The following is a 15,642-nucleotide window of genomic DNA, read 5'->3' on the forward strand; positions in this document are numbered from 1 at the left end:
CGAGGATCATGGCGGGCATGTCCCATACTCTGCGCAGCGCACCGGCCGCGTTCGAAGGTATTGCCCTGCGCGGCCGTGCCGGCGCGCCGGCCGGCGTCGAGGCGCGCCCGAGCGCTGGCTATGCCGTGGAGCGGCTCGGGCTCGCCGATCTCGGCCGTCTCGCGCCGGCCTGGGACGCCCTCACGGCGCGGGCGCTCGAATCCAATCCCTTCCTGTCTCATGGCTTCGTCTCGGCCTCGCTCGCTGATCTCGCCGATGCGCGCGGCTGCGAGGTCGCGGCCGTCTGGCGCACCGATGCGGTCGAGACCATGCTGGTCGGCCTCTGGGCCTTTGCCCCGGCCAGCCGGCGCTGGGGCCTGCCCTTCGGCCTTGCCGAGGGCATGACCCACAACTACGCCCCGCTCGGCGTGCCGTTGCTGGACCGCGACCATGGTCGCGAGGCCGCCGCAGCCCTGCTCGACTGGCTCGGCCGTCGCCCCGTGGCGGCTCGCTTCGCCCTGTTCGCCTTCCTGCCGGAGGAGGGCGCCGCCGCCCGCGTGCTCGCCGAGGCGATGGCCGCGCGCGGCCTGCGCCACCAGGTGCTGCGCCGCCACCGCCGCGCCTTCGCCCTGCCGCGGGGGGACGGCGACTATGTCGAGCAGGCGGTCGCCCCGCGCAAGCGCAAGGAGCTGGCCCGCCAGCACCGCCGCCTGGCGGAGATGGGGGCGCTCACCGCCGAGATCGCCATCACTCCCGAGGAGGTGGCGGCGGCGGTCGAGGCGTTCCTGCAGCTCGAGCTCGAGGGTTGGAAGGGTCGGGATGCCCGCACGGCGACGCTGCAGCGCGCCGACCGCGCCGCCTTCCTGCGCGCCGCCGCCGGCGCGATGGCGCGCGACGGGGCGATGCGCGTGCATCTCCTCAAGCTCGACGGCCGGGCGATCGCCGCCGGCATCGGCCTCGTCGGCGGCGACCGCGCCATCTTCTGGAAGGTCGCCTATGACGAGCGCCACGCCAAGCTGTCGCCGGGCGTGCAGGTCGCCCTCGCCGTGACGCGCGACCTTCTGGCGCAGCCGAGCGTCGCCGCCATCGATTCGGTTGCCGAGCCCGGCCATCCCATGATCGACCACCTCTGGCGCGAGCGCTTGGGCGTCGCTGACTGGCTGGTCGATCTCAGGCCGGGCGGCTCCTGGCGGCTGCGCCTCGCCCTGGCGCTGGAACGGGCGCGCAGCGAGGCGCGGATCGCGGCCAAGGCGGTGCTGGCGCGGCTGCGGCTGCGCTGACCGTCGGAGGCCGCCTCGCAAGATTACGACGAGATCATTTGCGCCGCCGGTCCTGCCGCGCATAATCGGCCGATTGCGAACCGGATGCGACGATGCGCGTGGACAGGCCTGAGACTTCGAAGAGCGGTGGTTGGGCGCGGCTGCGTGGCTGGGCCGCCCTGGCCCTCGCCGGCATGGCGCTCATGGCCGCGACCGCGGCGCCGGCCCAGCAGCAGGAGTGGCGCTATGCCGTGTCCCTGCTCGGAGACCTCAAATATCCCGAAAGCTTCCAGCATTTCGCCTACGTCAATCCCGATGCTCCCAAGGGCGGCGCGTTGCGGCTGTCGGCCTACGGCTCCTTCGACAGCCTCAACATCGTGCCGGTGCGCGGCCAGGCGGCGGGCAGCATCGCCCTGATCTATCAGACCCTGATGACCGGCTCCCTGGACGAGCCGTTCTCGCAATATGGCGAGATCGCCGACGGCGTGAAGTTCCCCGAGGACCGCTCCTCCGTCACCTACCGCCTCAATCCCAAGGCGCGCTGGGACGACGGCCAGCCGATCACGCCGGACGATGTGGTCTGGTCCTTCTCGGTCCAGAAGGAGAACAATCCGCAATACGGCTATTACTACAGGGACGTGGCCAAGGCGCAGGCCACCGGCGAGCACGAGGTCACCTTCACCTTCGACAAGGCCGGCAACCGCGAGTTGCCGCTGATCGTCGGCCAGCTGACGGTGCTGCCCAAGCACTGGTGGACCGCGACGGGGCCGGACGGCAAGCCGCGTGACGTCACCAAGCCGACGCTGGAAAAGCCGCTCGGCTCCGGCGCCTACCGCGTCAAGAGCTTCGAGGCCGGCCGCTCCGTCACCTATGAGCGGGTCAAGGACTGGTGGGCGGCGGACCTGCCGACCGAGAAGGGCCAGAACAATTTCGACGAGATCCGCTACGACTATTTCCTCGACCCGATGGTGATCCGCCAGGCCTTCAAGGCCGGCACGGTCGATTTCCAGCTGGAGAACATCGCCCGGGAATGGATGACCGGCTACGACATCCCGGCGGTCAAGGACGGGCGCATCGTCAAGCAGGAATTCCCGGACCACAGCTCCGGCCGGATGCAGGCCTACATGTTCAACCTGCGTCGCGACAAGTTCAAGGACGAGCGCGTGCGCCGCGCCTTCAACCTCGCCTTCGACTTCGAGGAGATGAACCGCACGCTGTTCTTCGGTCTCTACACCCGGATCGACTCTTATTTCGCCGGGCTCGACCTCGCCTCCAGCGGCCTGCCTGAGGGCAAGGAGCTGGAGATCCTCGAGGCGGTGAAGGACAAGGTGCCGCCTTCGGTGTTCACCACGCCCTACCAGAACCCGGTCAACGGCACGGAGGAGGCACGCCGCGCCAATCTGCGCGACGCTCTCCGGCTCCTGAAGGAAGCTGGTTGGGAGGTCAAGGACCGCAAGCTCACCAATGTCGCCACCGGCGAGGTGATGACGGCCGAATTCATGTTGGATGATGCCAGCTACGAAAGGCTGGCGCTCGCCTACAAACCGGCGCTGGAGCGTCTCGGCATTGTCGTGACCATCCGCACCATCGATTCCGCGCAGTATAAGGCGCGAGTCGACAACCGCGACTTCGACATCATCATGCTGAGCATTGCTCAATCGCAGTCGCCGGGCAATGAACAGCGGCAATATTGGGGCTCGGCGGCAGCGGACCGCGTAGGGTCTGACAATGTGATGGGCATCAAGGATCCGGGGGTGGACGCGCTGATCGACCGTGTTATCTTCTCCTCCTCCCGCGAGGATCTGGTCGCCGCCACCAAGGCACTCGACCGCGTGCTGCTCGCCCACAACTACGTGGTGCCGCAATACCGCTCGCCGACCTGGCGCACGCTGCGATGGGATCGCTTCTCCGGCCCGGCGGTTCTGCCGGACAGGCCGACGGACGGCGGGCTGCTCTCCGTGTGGTGGTACGACGCCGCCAAGGCCGCCAAGAGCGGGGCGGCGAAATGAGCGGCCCCACCCGCCGCGACGTCCTCGCCTTCGGTGTCGCCGGCGCCGCCGCTGCGCTGCTGCCGGCGGGCGTGCGCGGCCAGGAGGTGGAAAGCCATGGCCTCTCCACCTTCGGCGACCTGAAATATCCGCGCGACTTCCAGGCGCTCGACTATGTCAATCCGCATGCGCCGAAGGGCGGGACCTTCTCCCGCCAGATCGAGCAGCTGATCGGCAACCAGAATTTCAACTCCTTCGACACGCTGCACATCTTCTGCCTGAGAGGCGACGGCGCCGCGGGCATGGACCTGTGCTTTGCCTCGCTGATGGCGCGCGCCAATGACGAGGCGGACGCGCTCTATGGCCTGGCCGCCGAAAGCGTGATCGTCTCGGCCGACCGCCTGATCTATCGCTTCCGCCTGCGCAAGAACCTCACCTTCCACGACGGCTCGCCCCTGACCGCGGAGGACTGCGCCTGGTCCTTCAACACCATCAAGGCCAAGGGCCATCCCTATTTCGCCCAGCCGCTGCATTCCTTCGTCGTGGCCGTGGCCGAGGCGCCGGACATGGTGCGCGTCACGCTGGCGCCTGGGCGCGGCCGCAGCCTGCCGCTCCTCGTCGCCACGCTGCCGATCTTCTCCAAGGCCTGGTGGGCCGGCCGCGACTTCGAGCAACCCTCGCTCGACGTGCCGCTCTCCTCCGGCCCCTACAAGGTCGGCCGTTTCCAGACGGGCCAGTCGATCGATCTGGAGCGGGTCAAGAGCTGGTGGGGCGAGGCTCTGCCGATCGAGGTCGGCACCAACAATTTCGACCGGCTGCGCTGGGACTATTACCGCGATCGTGCCGTCGCCTTCGAAGCGTTCAAGGCCCGCAATTTCCTGTTCCGCGAGGAGTTCACCTCCTGGATCTGGGCCAACGGCTACGACTTCCCGGCGGCCAAGGACAATCGCGTGCGCCGCGAGACCCTGCCCGACCAGACCCCCTCGGCGGCGCAGGGCTGGTTCTTCAACACCAGGCGGCCCAAGTTCGCCGATCCCAGGGTGCGCCAGGCCCTCGGCATGGCCTTCGACTTCGAATGGACGAACAAGACCATCATGTTCTCGTCCTATGCGCGCACCGTCTCCTTCTTCCAGAACTCTGACATGATGGCCTCCGGCAAGCCGTCGGCGGAAGAGCTGGCGCTGCTGGAGCCTTACCGGGACAGGCTCTCGCCGCTGGTGTTCGGCGACGCGGTGCTGCCGCCGGTCTCCGACGGCTCCGGCGAGGACCGCACGCTGCTGCGCGAGGCGGCGGGCCTGCTCAAGCAGGCGGGCTGGAGCATCGACGGCGGCAAGCTCAGGAACGCCAAGGGCGAGGCCTTCACCATCGAGTTCCTCGACGACGACAATTCCCTGGAGCGTCACACCGCGCCGCTGATCAAGAACCTGTCGCGGCTCGGCATCGACGCCAATTACCGCCTGGTGGACACCGCCCAGTTCCAGGCCCGGGCCGACGTCTTCGATTTCGACATGCTGGTGCGCCGCTATTCCTTCGGCCTGACCCCGGGGGACGATGTCGTCTTCACCTGGTCGTCCAGGGCGGCCGCTACCAACGGCTCCTATAACATGGCCGGCATCGCCGATCCCGTGGTCGACGCGCTCCTGCAGAAGATCATCGCCGCCGACAGCCGCGACGCGCTCGACACCGTCTGCCGGGCGCTCGACCGGGTGCTGCGCGCCGGCTTCTACTGGATCCCGCAATGGTCCAAGCCGGAGCATTGGCTGGCCTATTGGGACGTCTTCATCCATCCCGAGACCAAGCCACGCTACGCCCGCGGCGCCCCGGACATCTGGTGGTCTAAGGAATAGCTGCCTCGCCGGGCCGCGGTTCACCCGGCCCTCCCGCTGTCATCAGCCCGTCAGGCCGGCGCGCCATCAAAAGGGTCGGCGCGCCGGGGCGGCGGTGGTCCCGACCTCGGCGGTGGGAGGACGGCGATGACGCAGTTTCGCAGAACGATCCGGAGATTCGCAGGTTCGACTGGCTTGGCCCTGTGCCTGGCCGCTCCGGCCATGGCTGAGGACAATCCCTTTGCCCGGATCAACCATATCGTGGTGATCTATACGGAGAACCGCAGCTTCGACAATCTTTTCTCGGAGTTCCCCGGCGCCGACGGGCTGCGGCCGGGCATGCCGGTCGCCCTGCAGGTCGACACCGACGGCAGCGCGCTCAGGACCTTGCCGCCGGCTCTGCTGGCCAAGGGCAAGGTCGACGGGCGCCTTCCCGGCGAGCTCGCCAACGCGCCGTTCCTGATGGACGATTACCTGCCGCAGGGCGAGAAGACCGGCGACCTCGTCCACAAGTTCTACCAGGAGCAGGAACAGATCGACGGCGGCAAGAACGACCGCTTCGCGGCGGTGTCGGACGCCGGCGGCCTGACCATGGGCTATTACGACGGCAGCGACCAGAAGCTGTGGGCGATGGCCAAGGCCTATACGCTCGCCGACCATTTCCATCATGCCGCCTTCGGTGGCTCGTTCCTCAACCATTTCTGGCTGGTCTGCGCCTGCACCCCGGTCTTCCCCAATGCGCCGGCCTCGATGGTGGCCGCCGTCGATCCGGCCACGGGATGGCTGGCGCGGGCGCCCGATTCGCCCCGGAGCGCCATGGACGGTCCGCCCAAATGGGTGCGGGACGGCGCCGTCAGCCCCGACGGCTACGGCATCAACACGCTGCAGCCGAGCTCGCCACCCTATTCGGCCGAGTCCAAGCCCGAGGAGCGTCTCCCGCTGCAGACCCTGCCGACCATTGGTGACCGGCTGAGCGAGAAGGGCATCAGCTGGGCCTGGTATTCCGGCGGCTGGGCCGACGCCGTTTCCGGCAAGATCAAGGTCTATGCGGCGCCGGAATACTTCCAGTCCCATCATCAGCCGTTCAACTATTTCGCTGCCTATGCGCCGGGCAAGCCGGCGCGCGAGGAGCATCTCAAGGACCTTGCCGACTTCAAGGCGGCCATATCGAGCGGGTCGCTGCCGGCGGTCTCCTTCTACAAGCCGGTCGGCCGCGACAACCTCCATCCCGGCTATGCCGACCTGACCACCGGCGAGGCCCATGTCGCCGAGATCGTCGCGGCGCTGGAAGCCGGCCCGAACTGGAAGGACACGCTGCTCGTCATCACGCCGGACGAGAATGGCGGCACCTGGGACCATGTCGCCCCGCCGAAGGTCGACCGCTGGGGCCCGGGCACGCGCGTGCCGACCCTCATCCTCTCACCCTTCGCCAGGAAGGGCTTCGTCGATCACACCGTCTACGACACCACGGCGATCCTCAAGACGATCGAGGTGCGCTACGGCCTCGCCCCGCTCGCCACACGCGATGCGGCTTCGCCGGACCTGCGCAACGCCCTCGTCGACGAGAGCCGGCATGCGAGCGCCGAGCCCAAGCCGTTCCTGACGCTCGACGGCAAGCCGCCGCTGGTCGTCGGGCACCGCGGCCTGCCCGGCCTGATGCCCGAGGAGACGCTGCCCTCCTACGACATGGCGGCCGAGCTCGGCACGGACGCCCTGGAGGAGGACCTCCATCTCACCAAGGACTGCGTGCTGGTGGCGCGCCACAATCCCTGGCTCAGCGACAACACCAACGTCTCCGAGGTCGCCAAGACCAACCCGGACGTCGCCGCGCGCAAGCGCACGGTGCCGGGCGTCAAGGTCAAGGTCGCCTGGCCGGCGACGCCCGACAGCGGCCCGTCGGACTATCTGACCGACCGGACCGATCCAGCCGATCCGAAGTCCGTGCTCAAGTCGCTGATCGTCGACGGCGAGGACCACACCAACGACTGGTCGATCACCGACTTCACCCTGGCCGAGCTGAAGGCCTGGTTCGCCGGGACCACCTATGACGCGGCCAGCGAGCGGCCCAAGGAGTTCAACGGCAAGTTCCCGATCCTCAGCTTCCAGGAGATCGTCGACATCGCCAAGGCCAAGAGTCAGGCGACGGGGCGGCCGATCGCCGTCTATCCCGAGTCCAAGAACCCCACCTGGAACGATGAGCAGGCGATCGCCAACGGCTGCGGCGCGCCCGGCAGCCACCCCCTCGAGGATGCCTTCATCAAGATCATCGAGCAGAACGGCCTCAACAGCCCCGATGCGCCGATCTTCGTGCAGAGCTTCGAGCCGAGCAGCCTGAAATACATGCGGACGCACGGCCTGAAGACCAAGATCGTGCAGCTGATCGACGGCTACGACGTCGACTTCAAGACCGGCCATGTCATCTACAACGAAATCGTCGACAGCCGCCCCTATGACTGGACGGTCGCCGGCGATCCCCGCTGGTTCGACGCGATGCTGACCCCGGCCGGCCTTGCCGAGATCAAGACCTATGCCGACGGCATCGGGCCGTGGAAGCCGCAGATCGTGCCGGTCGAGATCTCGCCCTGGACCGACAAGAACGCCGACGGCACCCCGTTCACGGGATCGACGCGCCAGGCCAGGACCCAGCCGCCGACCAGCGTCATCGCCGACGCGCACAAGGCCGGCCTCTTCGTCCACGTCTTCACGTTCCGCAACGAGAAGAAATACCTGGCCGGCGACTACAATGGCGATCCGCAGCAGGAGTACCTGAAGTTCTTCCGGCTCGGCGTCGACGGCGTGTTCACCGACTTCACCAACACTGCGGTGATCGCTCGTATGGCTTATCTGCGCGAACTGGGCCGCTGATCAGCACCGGCGGCGGTCCGCCGTGCGCGGATCGCCGCCTCCCCGGCTTGCCTCCGGGCAGACCCAACAAAAAAGCCGCCCGAAGGCGGCTTTGTCGTCGGGTGGCGGGCGGCTCAGGCGCCCTTCTTGGTGTCGGTGCGCTCGGCGATGCGGGCCGACTTGCCGCGGCGGTCGCGCAGGTAATAGAGCTTGGCGCGGCGCACCTTGCCGCGGCGCACCACCTTGATGGAATCGATCATCGGCGAATAGAGCGGAAACACGCGCTCGACGCCCTCGCCGTAGGAGATCTTGCGGACGGTGAAGCTCTCCTGCAGGCCGCCGCCGTCGCGGGCGATGCAGACGCCCTCATAGGCCTGCACGCGGGTGCGCTCGCCTTCCTTCACCTTGACGTTCACGATCACCGTGTCGCCGGGCTGGAATTCCGGAATGTCCTTGCCGGCGGAGAGGCGTGCGACCTCTTCCTGCTCGATCGTCTGAATGAGGTTCATCGTCTTGTCTCCGCGCGCACCGTTCGGGCGCATCTTGCTCTTGGTTGCCAGGGAAGGCGTGCCCATACGCGAATTGGCAGGGGAAGTCCATGGGCAAGTCGGCGAAGATCGCAAAAGGGATCAATCGGGCCGACCCGAGCGATCGGCGCGGGGCGGTTAGACCCGGTTCGTCGCGCGGTTAAGGGTCCTCATGCTCTCGATCCTCGGCGGGGTGCTTGATATTGAGGATGATGATTTCCTCGCCCGGCTCGTCGTGCATGTAGTAGATCAGGTAGCGATAGCGCCGCGTCACCACCTTTCTGACGTCCTCGGCGTTTTGCCGGCGCCCGGCGCGTGGAAACATCAATAGGGTTTGCAGGCGCTCGTAAATGGCGGCGCGGACGTTTCTCGCGGCTGAAGAGCTGCGTTCATTCAGATAGTCCGCAAGCTCATTGATGTTCTCGATCGCCCGCGGCGTGAAGCGCAGCTTCATGCACCGAACCGGTCGAAGGCCGCGGCAATCTCCGCTTCACTGGCGAACTGGCGTCGACGAGCCTGGGCCCGGCTTTCCAGCACGTCCTGCAAATGGGTTGGGTCGATCGGCTCCGGCACCTCGAGATCGGCGCGGGTGAGCGCCAGGATCATCTCCGCGATATCGTCCTGGTCGCCCGGAGGCAGGCGGCTGACGGCTTCCAGGGCTTGTCGGAGCAGCTTGGTCATGGTGCCACCATAGCGAATATGTGGTCATCGGCCAATTCGCTGGATAGCCAGGCTCGCTGGCGTGGACGTGTCGCTACTCCGCCCCGCCCCGACGCCGAGCCCACAGGTCCGGCCGCCTCTCCCGCGTGATCCGTTCGGCCTGCTCGCGCCGCCAGGCGGCGATCCTGGCATGATGGCCCGAGCGCAGGATCTCGGGGATCTCGCGGCCCTCGAACAGGGGCGGGCGCGTATAGTGCGGATATTCGAGCAGGCCGTTCTCGAAGCTCTCCTCCTCGCCCGAGGCGTCCGCGCCCATCACGCCGGGCAGCAGCCGCACGCAGGCGTCGATCAGCGCCATCGCCGCGAGCTCGCCGCCGGAGAGGACGTAGTCGCCGATCGAGACCTCCTCCAGCCCCCGCGCCTCGATCACCCGCTCGTCGACGCCTTCGAAGCGGCCGCAGACGATGACGGCGCCCGAGCCCGCTGCCAGGGCGCGGACGCGGGCCTGGGTCAGCGGCGCGCCGCGCGGCGACATCAGGAGGCGCGGCCGCTCGTCCGTGTCGGCGGCGTCGATCGCCGCCGCCAGCACGTCGGCCCGGATCACCATGCCCGGCCCGCCGCCCGCCGGCGTGTCGTCGACGGCGCGGTGGCGGCCCAGGCCGTGGTCACGGATGGTGCGGGCCTCGAGCGACCATTGGGCGCGCGCCAGCGCATCGCCGGCGAGCGAGATGCCGAGCGGCCCCGGGAACATCTCGGGATAGAGCGTCAGGATCGTGGCGCGCCAGCTCATCGGGCCGGCGGCCCGAGGCCGCGGCGCCGCGGCGCCGCAGGCTCGATATCGACCTGTCCCGCGGCCGGCGGCGGCTCGCCTTCGATCTCCGCCGGCGGCACGACGACGAGGCGCCCGCCCCGCACGTCCACTACCGGCACGGCGGCCTTGGTGAAGGGCAGGAACAGGCTGCGTCCGCCGTCGGACGGCTTGATCTCCAGGAGATCGCCGGCCCCGAAGTCGAACAGGGCCAGGACGGTGCCGAAGGCGTTGCCGTCGGCGGTCTCGGCCGTGAGGCCGATCAGGTCGGCGTGGAAGAACTCGTCCTCCTCCGCGTCGGCCTCGCCGAGAACGGCGCGCTCGACATGCAGGCGCAGGTTGGTCAGCGCCTCGGCCGCGGTGCGGTCCGAGATGCCCTTCACCCGGGCGACCAGCATGTCGTCCTTGAGCGGGCGCACCGAGACGAGCTCGAACACCCGTCCGGCCTCGGTCCGCAGCGGGCCATAGCCGGCGATGGCGGCGGGATCGCCCGTATGGGACTTCAGCCGCACCTCGCCCCGCACGCCATGCGCCGCGCCGAACACGCCGAGCAGCACCAGGTCTGGCCGCGGTGCCGCGGCAGCGGGCTCGCCCGTTTCGGGCGTGCCCGGCATCGGCCGGGACCGGGAGGGAGGGCGCGGCATCCGCGCCCTTACTCCGCCGCTTCGGCGGCGGCGGCCTTCTTGGCCTTCTCGGCGGCGCGCTCCTGCGCCTTCTTGCCGGGAACGGCCTTCTCCGGGTTGTTGCGGGCTTCGCGCTTCAGGAGGCCTTCGCCGTCGAAATAGCGCAGCACGCGGTCGGTCGGGGTCGCGCCCTTGCCGAGCCAGGCCTTGGCGGCGTCGAGGTCGACCGTCCACCGCGGCTTGTCGCCGTCCTTGGCCAGCATCGGGTCGTAGGTGCCGATCTTCTCGATGAAGCGGCCGTCGCGCGGCGAGCGCGAGTCGGCGACCACGACCGCATAGAACGGGCGCTTCTTGGCGCCGCGGCGGGCGAGGCGGATCTTCAGGGACATGGTGGTTCTCCGTTTGTCGTGTGGGTTCAGGGGAGGGAACGGGGCGGGGTCACTTCTTCTTGCCCCCGCCGAAGGGGAAGCCCGGCGGCAGGCCGCCGAGGCCGGGCAGGCCGGGGCCTCCCGGGAATTTCGCCGGCAGGCCAGGCCCGCCGAGGCCCGGGATCTTCGGCGGCAGGCCGCCTCCCGGCAGGCCGCCGGGCAGGCCGGGCGCGCCGCCCTTGCCGAGCTGTTCCAGCGCGCCGGGCGGGATCTGCGGCATGCCGCCGCCCATCCCGAACATCGAGGCCATCTTGCCGAGCGCGCCCTTCTTCGCCCCGCCCATGGACTTCATCATGTCGGCCATCTGGCGGTGCATCTTCAGGAGGCGGTTGATCTGCTCGGGCGAGGTCCCCGATCCCGCGGCGATGCGGCGCTTGCGGCTCGCCTTGAGGATGTCGGGGTTGCGCCGCTCCTTCGGCGTCATCGATTCGATGATCGCCCGCTGGCGCTTGAACACCTTGTCGTCGAGGTTGGCGCCGGCGATCTGGTCCTTGATCTTGCCCATGCCCGGCAGCATGCCGAGCACGCCGGACATGCCGCCGATCTTCTCCATCTGCAGCAATTGCTCGCGCAGGTCGTCGAGGTCGAAGGCGCCCTTCTGCATCCTGGCCGCCATCTTGGCGGCCTTCTCCGCGTCGATGCTCTCGGCCGCCTTCTCGACCAGCGAGACGATGTCGCCCATGCCGAGGATGCGGTTGGCGATGCGCTGGGGATGGAAATCCTCCAGCTGGTCGACCTTCTCGCCGACGCCGACCAGCTTGATCGGCTTGCCGGTGACCGCCCGCATCGACAGCGCCGCGCCGCCGCGCCCATCGCCGTCGAGGCGGGTGAGCACGATGCCGGTGATGCCGAGCCGGTTGTCGAAGGCGCGGGCGGTGTTGACCGCGTCCTGGCCGGTGAGGGCGTCGGCGACCAGCAGCACCTCGTGCGGGTTGGTCGCGGCCTTGACCTCGGCGGCCTCGGCCATCAGCGCCTCGTCGACCGTGGTGCGGCCGGCCGTGTCGAGCATGACCACGTCGAAGCCGCCGAAGCGGCCGGCATCCATGGCGCGGCGGGCGATCTGCACGGCGCTCTGGCCGGCGACGATCGGCAGCACCTCGACGCCGACCTGGCGGCCCAGAATGGCGAGCTGCTCCATCGCCGCCGGGCGGCGGGTGTCGAGCGAGGCCAGCAGCACCTTCTTCTTGTTGCGGTCGGTGAGGCGCTTGGCGATCTTGGCGGTGGTGGTGGTCTTGCCCGAGCCCTGCAGGCCGACCATCAGGATCGGCACCGGCGGCACGGCTTCGAGGTCGATGGTCTGGGCGTCCGAGCCCAGCGTCTCGATCAGCACGTCGTTGACGATCTTGACGACCATCTGCCCTGGCGTGACCGACTTCAGCACGTCGGCGCCGACGGCGCGGTTGCGCACCTTGTCGGTGAAGCTGCGCACCACGTCGAGCGCCACGTCGGCCTCGATCAGCGCGCGCCGGATCTCGCGCATGGCCTCGGCCACGTCGCCCTCGGAGAGGGCGCCGCGCCGGGTCAGCTTGTCGAGCACGTCGGACAGACGTGAGGAAAGGCCATCGAACATCAGGTTCGTCCCATTTGGAGGAAAGGCGTCCAACGCAAAACACGCCCGCGGGCGCATCGCGCTGGCGGGCGTTGGCCTCCGGCCTCGAGGGCCGGGCGGCGGATCGGACGTCTCACTCCGTCAAGAGTGCGGCTCCGATAGGGGAAAGTCTGGCGAAAGTCAACGCAGAAGCCGTTTTGCTGGGTTCCCCGCGACTAGAATGGCAAGGAGGCCGCCAAGCGAACAAACAAAAGGAATTTTGGCGCTATTGCCTACCTGTAGCCTCTATGAATCAAATATTCAGCTAACCCAAGGTAATCTTCGTCAGGGCTTTGCGGAGATTTGGAAGCACCCAGAAAGCGGTGAAGTGTAGATAAGTCCATTTTATCTAACTCCTGCTTGACAATGGATATAACTTCATCGTTGGTTCTGTCTTGCGTGGTGATTCCGAGGCGCCTAGCAATACTTACAAGCTTCCGCGTTTCCTTTGCCGAGCGAGGTGAGTCAAGTTTTGCGATAAGTGTTGATGCGCGAACCTTTGTATCCTCTTCCTCCCGCTTGTGCAGACGCTCTGGCGAAAGATCGGTCGGTGACCTTCTATTAAGCATCTCAAAAGCTATTCGTAGATGCTGGGCTTGTGGGTAACGCGCGAGTTCACGCTGCGCCCAATCTATATCCTTCTTCGTATATCGCAAGGAAAGAAGAAGTAATTCTAATAGGAGTTCCTGGCCGCGCTTACTCATAACCCAATCCGTGACATAAACTCAGCGCCGAGCTGATCAAACTCGTCCTTCACCCACCAGCGCGCATAGTCCGTCAGAAAAATCGGTTCTCCAGTTCGCGCGCCTTTTGGGTACGAGTCGGAGTGCCGAAGCTCGTTTGAAAATACCATCCAACCTTCGGCTGCAGCAACTGCGGCGACATCTCGGCGGCCTGCGTTATGCTCGGGTTTGGCGTGTTGTGGGTCGGAATCGGTGAAAATGATGCCTGCAATATCAAGCTGGTGCTGACCAAAGGATGCGTGGAATTCATTTATAGATCGCACAAGTAACGGAAGACCAATGGCAGCTAAAAATTCCGGCTTTACAGGTATAAGGACATATCGACTCGATCGGTAAGCGGAGAGCGTAAGAATTGACTCCGTTGGAGCGCAGTCAATCAATATCAAATCATATTTACTCGCGGTATCGGCGAGAAATTTAGCCAATAAGCGATCTTTCGAAGTCGGATTCTTCAAAGTCCACGCCAATTCAAGCCGCGATGGTATTAGATCGATAAAACTACCATCATTCCATGCCTTGACAGTTAATATTACATCTTCAGGTTTTAGTGGGCTTGGTGCAGATCTTCCGTGGAAAGCCGGTGTAAACTGCTCAAGAATTTCGACGACCGTTCCCTTGTTTCCGCGGATGTGGGAAAGATAATTCCGCGCGCCCATTAAGTATTGACTTGCATTCGCTTGTGGATCAAGATCTACGACGAGCACTTTCTTTGCTCTCTTAAAACTCGCAAACCAGGCTAAATTGAATGCCAGAGTGGTTTTGCCAACGCCACCCTTCATATTAATTAGTGAAACAGAAACAGTCATTTTGCGCCCCGAGCTTTCGAATAGCAATATATCAAGGCTGAGCGAATTAAAATAGATAGTTGCAATAGGAAATCTCGTTCGGGCCGCAGTGGGATGATATCCGCGAAGATGCAGTGCGGAGAGGATTTAGCAAGTCGTCCAGGGCCTATCGCGCATCACATGCCCAGGTCCGGAACATAGAGGCAATAGGTATGGGTGTCCTCGCGCCCATAGGCGGAGCAGCGGTGGAAATGGCCGTCGGGCGAGTGCTTGACGGCGTCGTCGGTGAAGACCTGCCCCGTCGCCACGATTCGCCAGCCGCCCGGCACGCGCACCACCGCATCGTCCTGGATCGGGCGGCAATCGCTGCCGTCGCAGCATTCGCTGTCATAGGTCCAGCCGCTGGGCGCCTGGTGTGCGCCCGCCGGGCCAGGGAAGGCCAGCGCGGCTGCGAGGCAGAGAGCTGCCCGGATCATCGGCGGCACCTTCGACAGGAGGCGGCTGCGGGCTATTCTATCATGTCTCTGGCGTGGTTCTTGCTCCTCTCCCCGGCAACCCGCCACCCGTTTCGAAGGGGTTTTGCCATGGGCATTGCCGATCTCCGGTCCCTCGACGTCTCGCATCTGATGATCCTGCGTCAACTCTTGACGGACTGCAGCGTCACCCGGGTCGCCGAACGGCTCAACCTGCCCCAGCCCTCGGTCAGCCGGGTGCTGAAGCGCCTGCGCGGCGCCTTCTCCGATCCCCTCCTGGTGCGCAGCGGCTCGGGTTTCGTGCCGACCGAGCGCGGCATCGCGGTGCGGGAGGCGGTCGCCGACGTCCTGCAGCGGCTGGACGGGATCGCGGCGGCGAAGACGGCCTTCGTGCCGGCGCAGTCGACGCGCGTGTTCTCGGTCGCCTGTGCCGACTGCCTCGCCGTCGCCCTGGTGCCGCGCATCATCGCCGCGGTGGCCGCGGCCGGCCCCGGTCTGCGGGTCAAGTTCCGCTCCATCGATCCGGCCTTCGACGTGTTCGAGGCCCTGAAGGTCGGCGAGATCGACCTCGTCATCGACAACAGCCCGAGCCCGCCGGAAGGCCTGCGCCTGGCGCCGCTCTACGACGACGAGGTGGTGCTGATGATGCGGCGCGGGCATCCGGCCGCGACCGCCGGGCGCCCCTCCCTCGAGCATTACCTGACGCTGCAGCACCTGGCGCCGCATCCGAGCTCGCTGCGCGATGCCGGCCCGATCGACGGCGAGCTGGCGCGGGGTGGCTACCGGCGCATCATCCATGCGACCGTGCCCGAGTTCAACCTCGTGCCCTATGTGCTGGCCGAGACCGACCTCGTCTTCACCACCGGCCGCCGCTTCGCCGAGCATCACGCCCGGCACCTGCCGATCGAGGTGGTGCCGGCCCCGCCCTTCTTCCCGGCCATGCGCTTCCACCAGCTTTGGCACGACCGGACACATTACAGCCCGGCCATCCGCTGGCTCCGCTCCGTGGTGATGCGGGCGATCCGGGAGACCGATGCCGTCGGCCCGGTCGAGGCCGCCCAGCGCCGACGCGCCCTGGCATAACCCGATTGATATGATCCCCTTATCGGCG

Annotated in this window: 15 protein-coding genes; 5 read left to right on the forward strand and 10 right to left on the reverse strand. The window is 66.8% G+C overall.

Annotated features, from left to right (window positions below; genetic code table 11):
- Nucleotides 1-17: 17 nt before the first annotated feature.
- The 4 genes from QO011_RS05810 to acpA all read left to right on the forward strand — a co-directional run bounded on the left by QO011_RS05810 (nucleotide 18) and on the right by acpA (nucleotide 7,917).
- Nucleotides 18-1,259 carry a GNAT family N-acetyltransferase gene (locus QO011_RS05810; RefSeq protein ID WP_307268863.1) on the forward strand — a complete coding sequence of 414 codons (1,242 nt, stop codon included), beginning with the start codon at nucleotides 18-20 and terminating at the stop codon, nucleotides 1,257-1,259.
- 92 nt (nucleotides 1,260-1,351) lie between these two features.
- Nucleotides 1,352-3,247 carry an extracellular solute-binding protein gene (locus QO011_RS05815; protein WP_307268866.1) on the forward strand — a complete coding sequence of 632 codons (1,896 nt, stop codon included), beginning with the start codon at nucleotides 1,352-1,354 and terminating at the stop codon, nucleotides 3,245-3,247.
- Nucleotides 3,244-5,073, forward strand: a complete 1,830-nt coding sequence (locus tag QO011_RS05820) for an extracellular solute-binding protein (RefSeq protein ID WP_307268868.1) — start codon at nucleotides 3,244-3,246, stop codon at nucleotides 5,071-5,073. Before QO011_RS05815 ends, QO011_RS05820 begins: the two co-directional genes overlap by 4 nt.
- 201 nt (nucleotides 5,074-5,274) lie before the next feature.
- Nucleotides 5,275-7,917: an acid phosphatase gene (gene acpA, locus QO011_RS05825; RefSeq protein WP_307268870.1), complete on the forward strand. Its 2,643-nt coding sequence runs from the start codon at nucleotides 5,275-5,277 to the stop codon at nucleotides 7,915-7,917.
- Between the two features lie 113 nt (nucleotides 7,918-8,030).
- Here the strand turns inward: acpA and rplS are convergent, their stop codons facing one another.
- The 10 genes from rplS to QO011_RS05875 all read right to left on the reverse strand — a co-directional run bounded on the left by rplS (nucleotide 8,031) and on the right by QO011_RS05875 (nucleotide 14,534).
- Entirely contained in the window at nucleotides 8,031-8,405 is a 375-nt protein-coding gene (gene rplS, locus QO011_RS05830; RefSeq protein WP_307268873.1) for a 50S ribosomal protein L19, read from the reverse strand.
- Between the two features lie 178 nt (nucleotides 8,406-8,583).
- The gene (locus QO011_RS05835) at nucleotides 8,584-8,877 is read right to left on the reverse strand and encodes a type II toxin-antitoxin system RelE/ParE family toxin (protein ID WP_307268877.1); all 294 of its coding nucleotides are present in this window, start codon (nucleotides 8,875-8,877) and stop codon (nucleotides 8,584-8,586) included.
- Nucleotides 8,874-9,104 carry a hypothetical protein gene (locus tag QO011_RS05840; protein ID WP_307268878.1) on the reverse strand — a complete coding sequence of 77 codons (231 nt, stop codon included), beginning with the start codon at nucleotides 9,102-9,104 and terminating at the stop codon, nucleotides 8,874-8,876. The genes QO011_RS05835 and QO011_RS05840 overlap by 4 nt, the downstream gene beginning before the upstream one ends.
- Nucleotides 9,105-9,177: 73 nt before the next feature.
- The gene (gene trmD / locus QO011_RS05845) at nucleotides 9,178-9,873 is read right to left on the reverse strand and encodes a tRNA (guanosine(37)-N1)-methyltransferase TrmD (protein ID WP_307268881.1); all 696 of its coding nucleotides are present in this window, start codon (nucleotides 9,871-9,873) and stop codon (nucleotides 9,178-9,180) included.
- The gene (gene rimM, locus QO011_RS05850; RefSeq protein WP_307268883.1) at nucleotides 9,870-10,505 is read right to left on the reverse strand and encodes a ribosome maturation factor RimM; all 636 of its coding nucleotides are present in this window, start codon (nucleotides 10,503-10,505) and stop codon (nucleotides 9,870-9,872) included. Before rimM ends, trmD begins: the two co-directional genes overlap by 4 nt.
- Nucleotides 10,506-10,543: 38 nt before the next feature.
- Complete coding sequence (gene rpsP / locus QO011_RS05855; protein WP_307268885.1) at nucleotides 10,544-10,903, reverse strand: 30S ribosomal protein S16; 360 nt, start codon at nucleotides 10,901-10,903, stop codon at nucleotides 10,544-10,546.
- Nucleotides 10,904-10,952: 49 nt separating this feature from the next.
- Entirely contained in the window at nucleotides 10,953-12,512 is a 1,560-nt protein-coding gene (gene ffh / locus QO011_RS05860) for a signal recognition particle protein (protein WP_307268890.1), read from the reverse strand.
- A 251-nt stretch (nucleotides 12,513-12,763) separates the two neighbouring features.
- Nucleotides 12,764-13,234 carry a hypothetical protein gene (locus QO011_RS05865; protein ID WP_307268893.1) on the reverse strand — a complete coding sequence of 157 codons (471 nt, stop codon included), beginning with the start codon at nucleotides 13,232-13,234 and terminating at the stop codon, nucleotides 12,764-12,766.
- Nucleotides 13,231-14,079 (reverse strand): ParA family protein, encoded by an 849-nt coding sequence (locus tag QO011_RS05870; RefSeq protein ID WP_307268896.1) that lies wholly within the window; start codon nucleotides 14,077-14,079, stop codon nucleotides 13,231-13,233. The genes QO011_RS05865 and QO011_RS05870 overlap by 4 nt, the downstream gene beginning before the upstream one ends.
- A gap of 155 nt (nucleotides 14,080-14,234) precedes the next feature.
- Nucleotides 14,235-14,534, reverse strand: a complete 300-nt coding sequence (locus QO011_RS05875) for a hypothetical protein (RefSeq protein WP_307268898.1) — start codon at nucleotides 14,532-14,534, stop codon at nucleotides 14,235-14,237.
- Between the two features lie 108 nt (nucleotides 14,535-14,642).
- Between QO011_RS05875 and QO011_RS05880 the strand changes: the two genes are divergently transcribed.
- Nucleotides 14,643-15,614, forward strand: a complete 972-nt coding sequence (locus tag QO011_RS05880) for a LysR family transcriptional regulator (RefSeq protein ID WP_307268900.1) — start codon at nucleotides 14,643-14,645, stop codon at nucleotides 15,612-15,614.
- The last annotated feature ends 28 nt before the right edge of the window (nucleotides 15,615-15,642 follow it).

The sequence above is a fragment of the Labrys wisconsinensis genome (genome assembly GCF_030814995.1).
Taxonomy (GTDB): Bacteria; Pseudomonadota; Alphaproteobacteria; order Rhizobiales; family Labraceae; genus Labrys; species Labrys wisconsinensis.

Excerpts from the sequence above, each read along its gene's own strand:
- QO011_RS05810 (WP_307268863.1), top strand. The coding sequence starts at position 18 with ATGTCCCATACTCTGCGCAGCGCACCGGCCGCGTTCGAAGGTATTGCC.
- QO011_RS05815 (WP_307268866.1), top strand. The coding sequence starts at position 1,352 with ATGCGCGTGGACAGGCCTGAGACTTCGAAGAGCGGTGGTTGGGCGCGG.
- QO011_RS05820 (WP_307268868.1), top strand. The coding sequence starts at position 3,244 with ATGAGCGGCCCCACCCGCCGCGACGTCCTCGCCTTCGGTGTCGCCGGC.
- acpA (WP_307268870.1), top strand. The coding sequence starts at position 5,275 with ATGGCTGAGGACAATCCCTTTGCCCGGATCAACCATATCGTGGTGATC.
- rplS (WP_307268873.1), bottom strand. The coding sequence starts at position 8,405 with ATGAACCTCATTCAGACGATCGAGCAGGAAGAGGTCGCACGCCTCTCC.
- QO011_RS05835 (WP_307268877.1), bottom strand. The coding sequence starts at position 8,877 with ATGAAGCTGCGCTTCACGCCGCGGGCGATCGAGAACATCAATGAGCTT.
- QO011_RS05840 (WP_307268878.1), bottom strand. The coding sequence starts at position 9,104 with ATGACCAAGCTGCTCCGACAAGCCCTGGAAGCCGTCAGCCGCCTGCCT.
- trmD (WP_307268881.1), bottom strand. The coding sequence starts at position 9,873 with ATGAGCTGGCGCGCCACGATCCTGACGCTCTATCCCGAGATGTTCCCG.
- rimM (WP_307268883.1), bottom strand. The coding sequence starts at position 10,505 with ATGCCGGGCACGCCCGAAACGGGCGAGCCCGCTGCCGCGGCACCGCGG.
- rpsP (WP_307268885.1), bottom strand. The coding sequence starts at position 10,903 with ATGTCCCTGAAGATCCGCCTCGCCCGCCGCGGCGCCAAGAAGCGCCCG.
- ffh (WP_307268890.1), bottom strand. The coding sequence starts at position 12,512 with ATGTTCGATGGCCTTTCCTCACGTCTGTCCGACGTGCTCGACAAGCTG.
- QO011_RS05865 (WP_307268893.1), bottom strand. The coding sequence starts at position 13,234 with ATGAGTAAGCGCGGCCAGGAACTCCTATTAGAATTACTTCTTCTTTCC.
- QO011_RS05870 (WP_307268896.1), bottom strand. The coding sequence starts at position 14,079 with ATGACTGTTTCTGTTTCACTAATTAATATGAAGGGTGGCGTTGGCAAA.
- QO011_RS05875 (WP_307268898.1), bottom strand. The coding sequence starts at position 14,534 with ATGATCCGGGCAGCTCTCTGCCTCGCAGCCGCGCTGGCCTTCCCTGGC.
- QO011_RS05880 (WP_307268900.1), top strand. The coding sequence starts at position 14,643 with ATGGGCATTGCCGATCTCCGGTCCCTCGACGTCTCGCATCTGATGATC.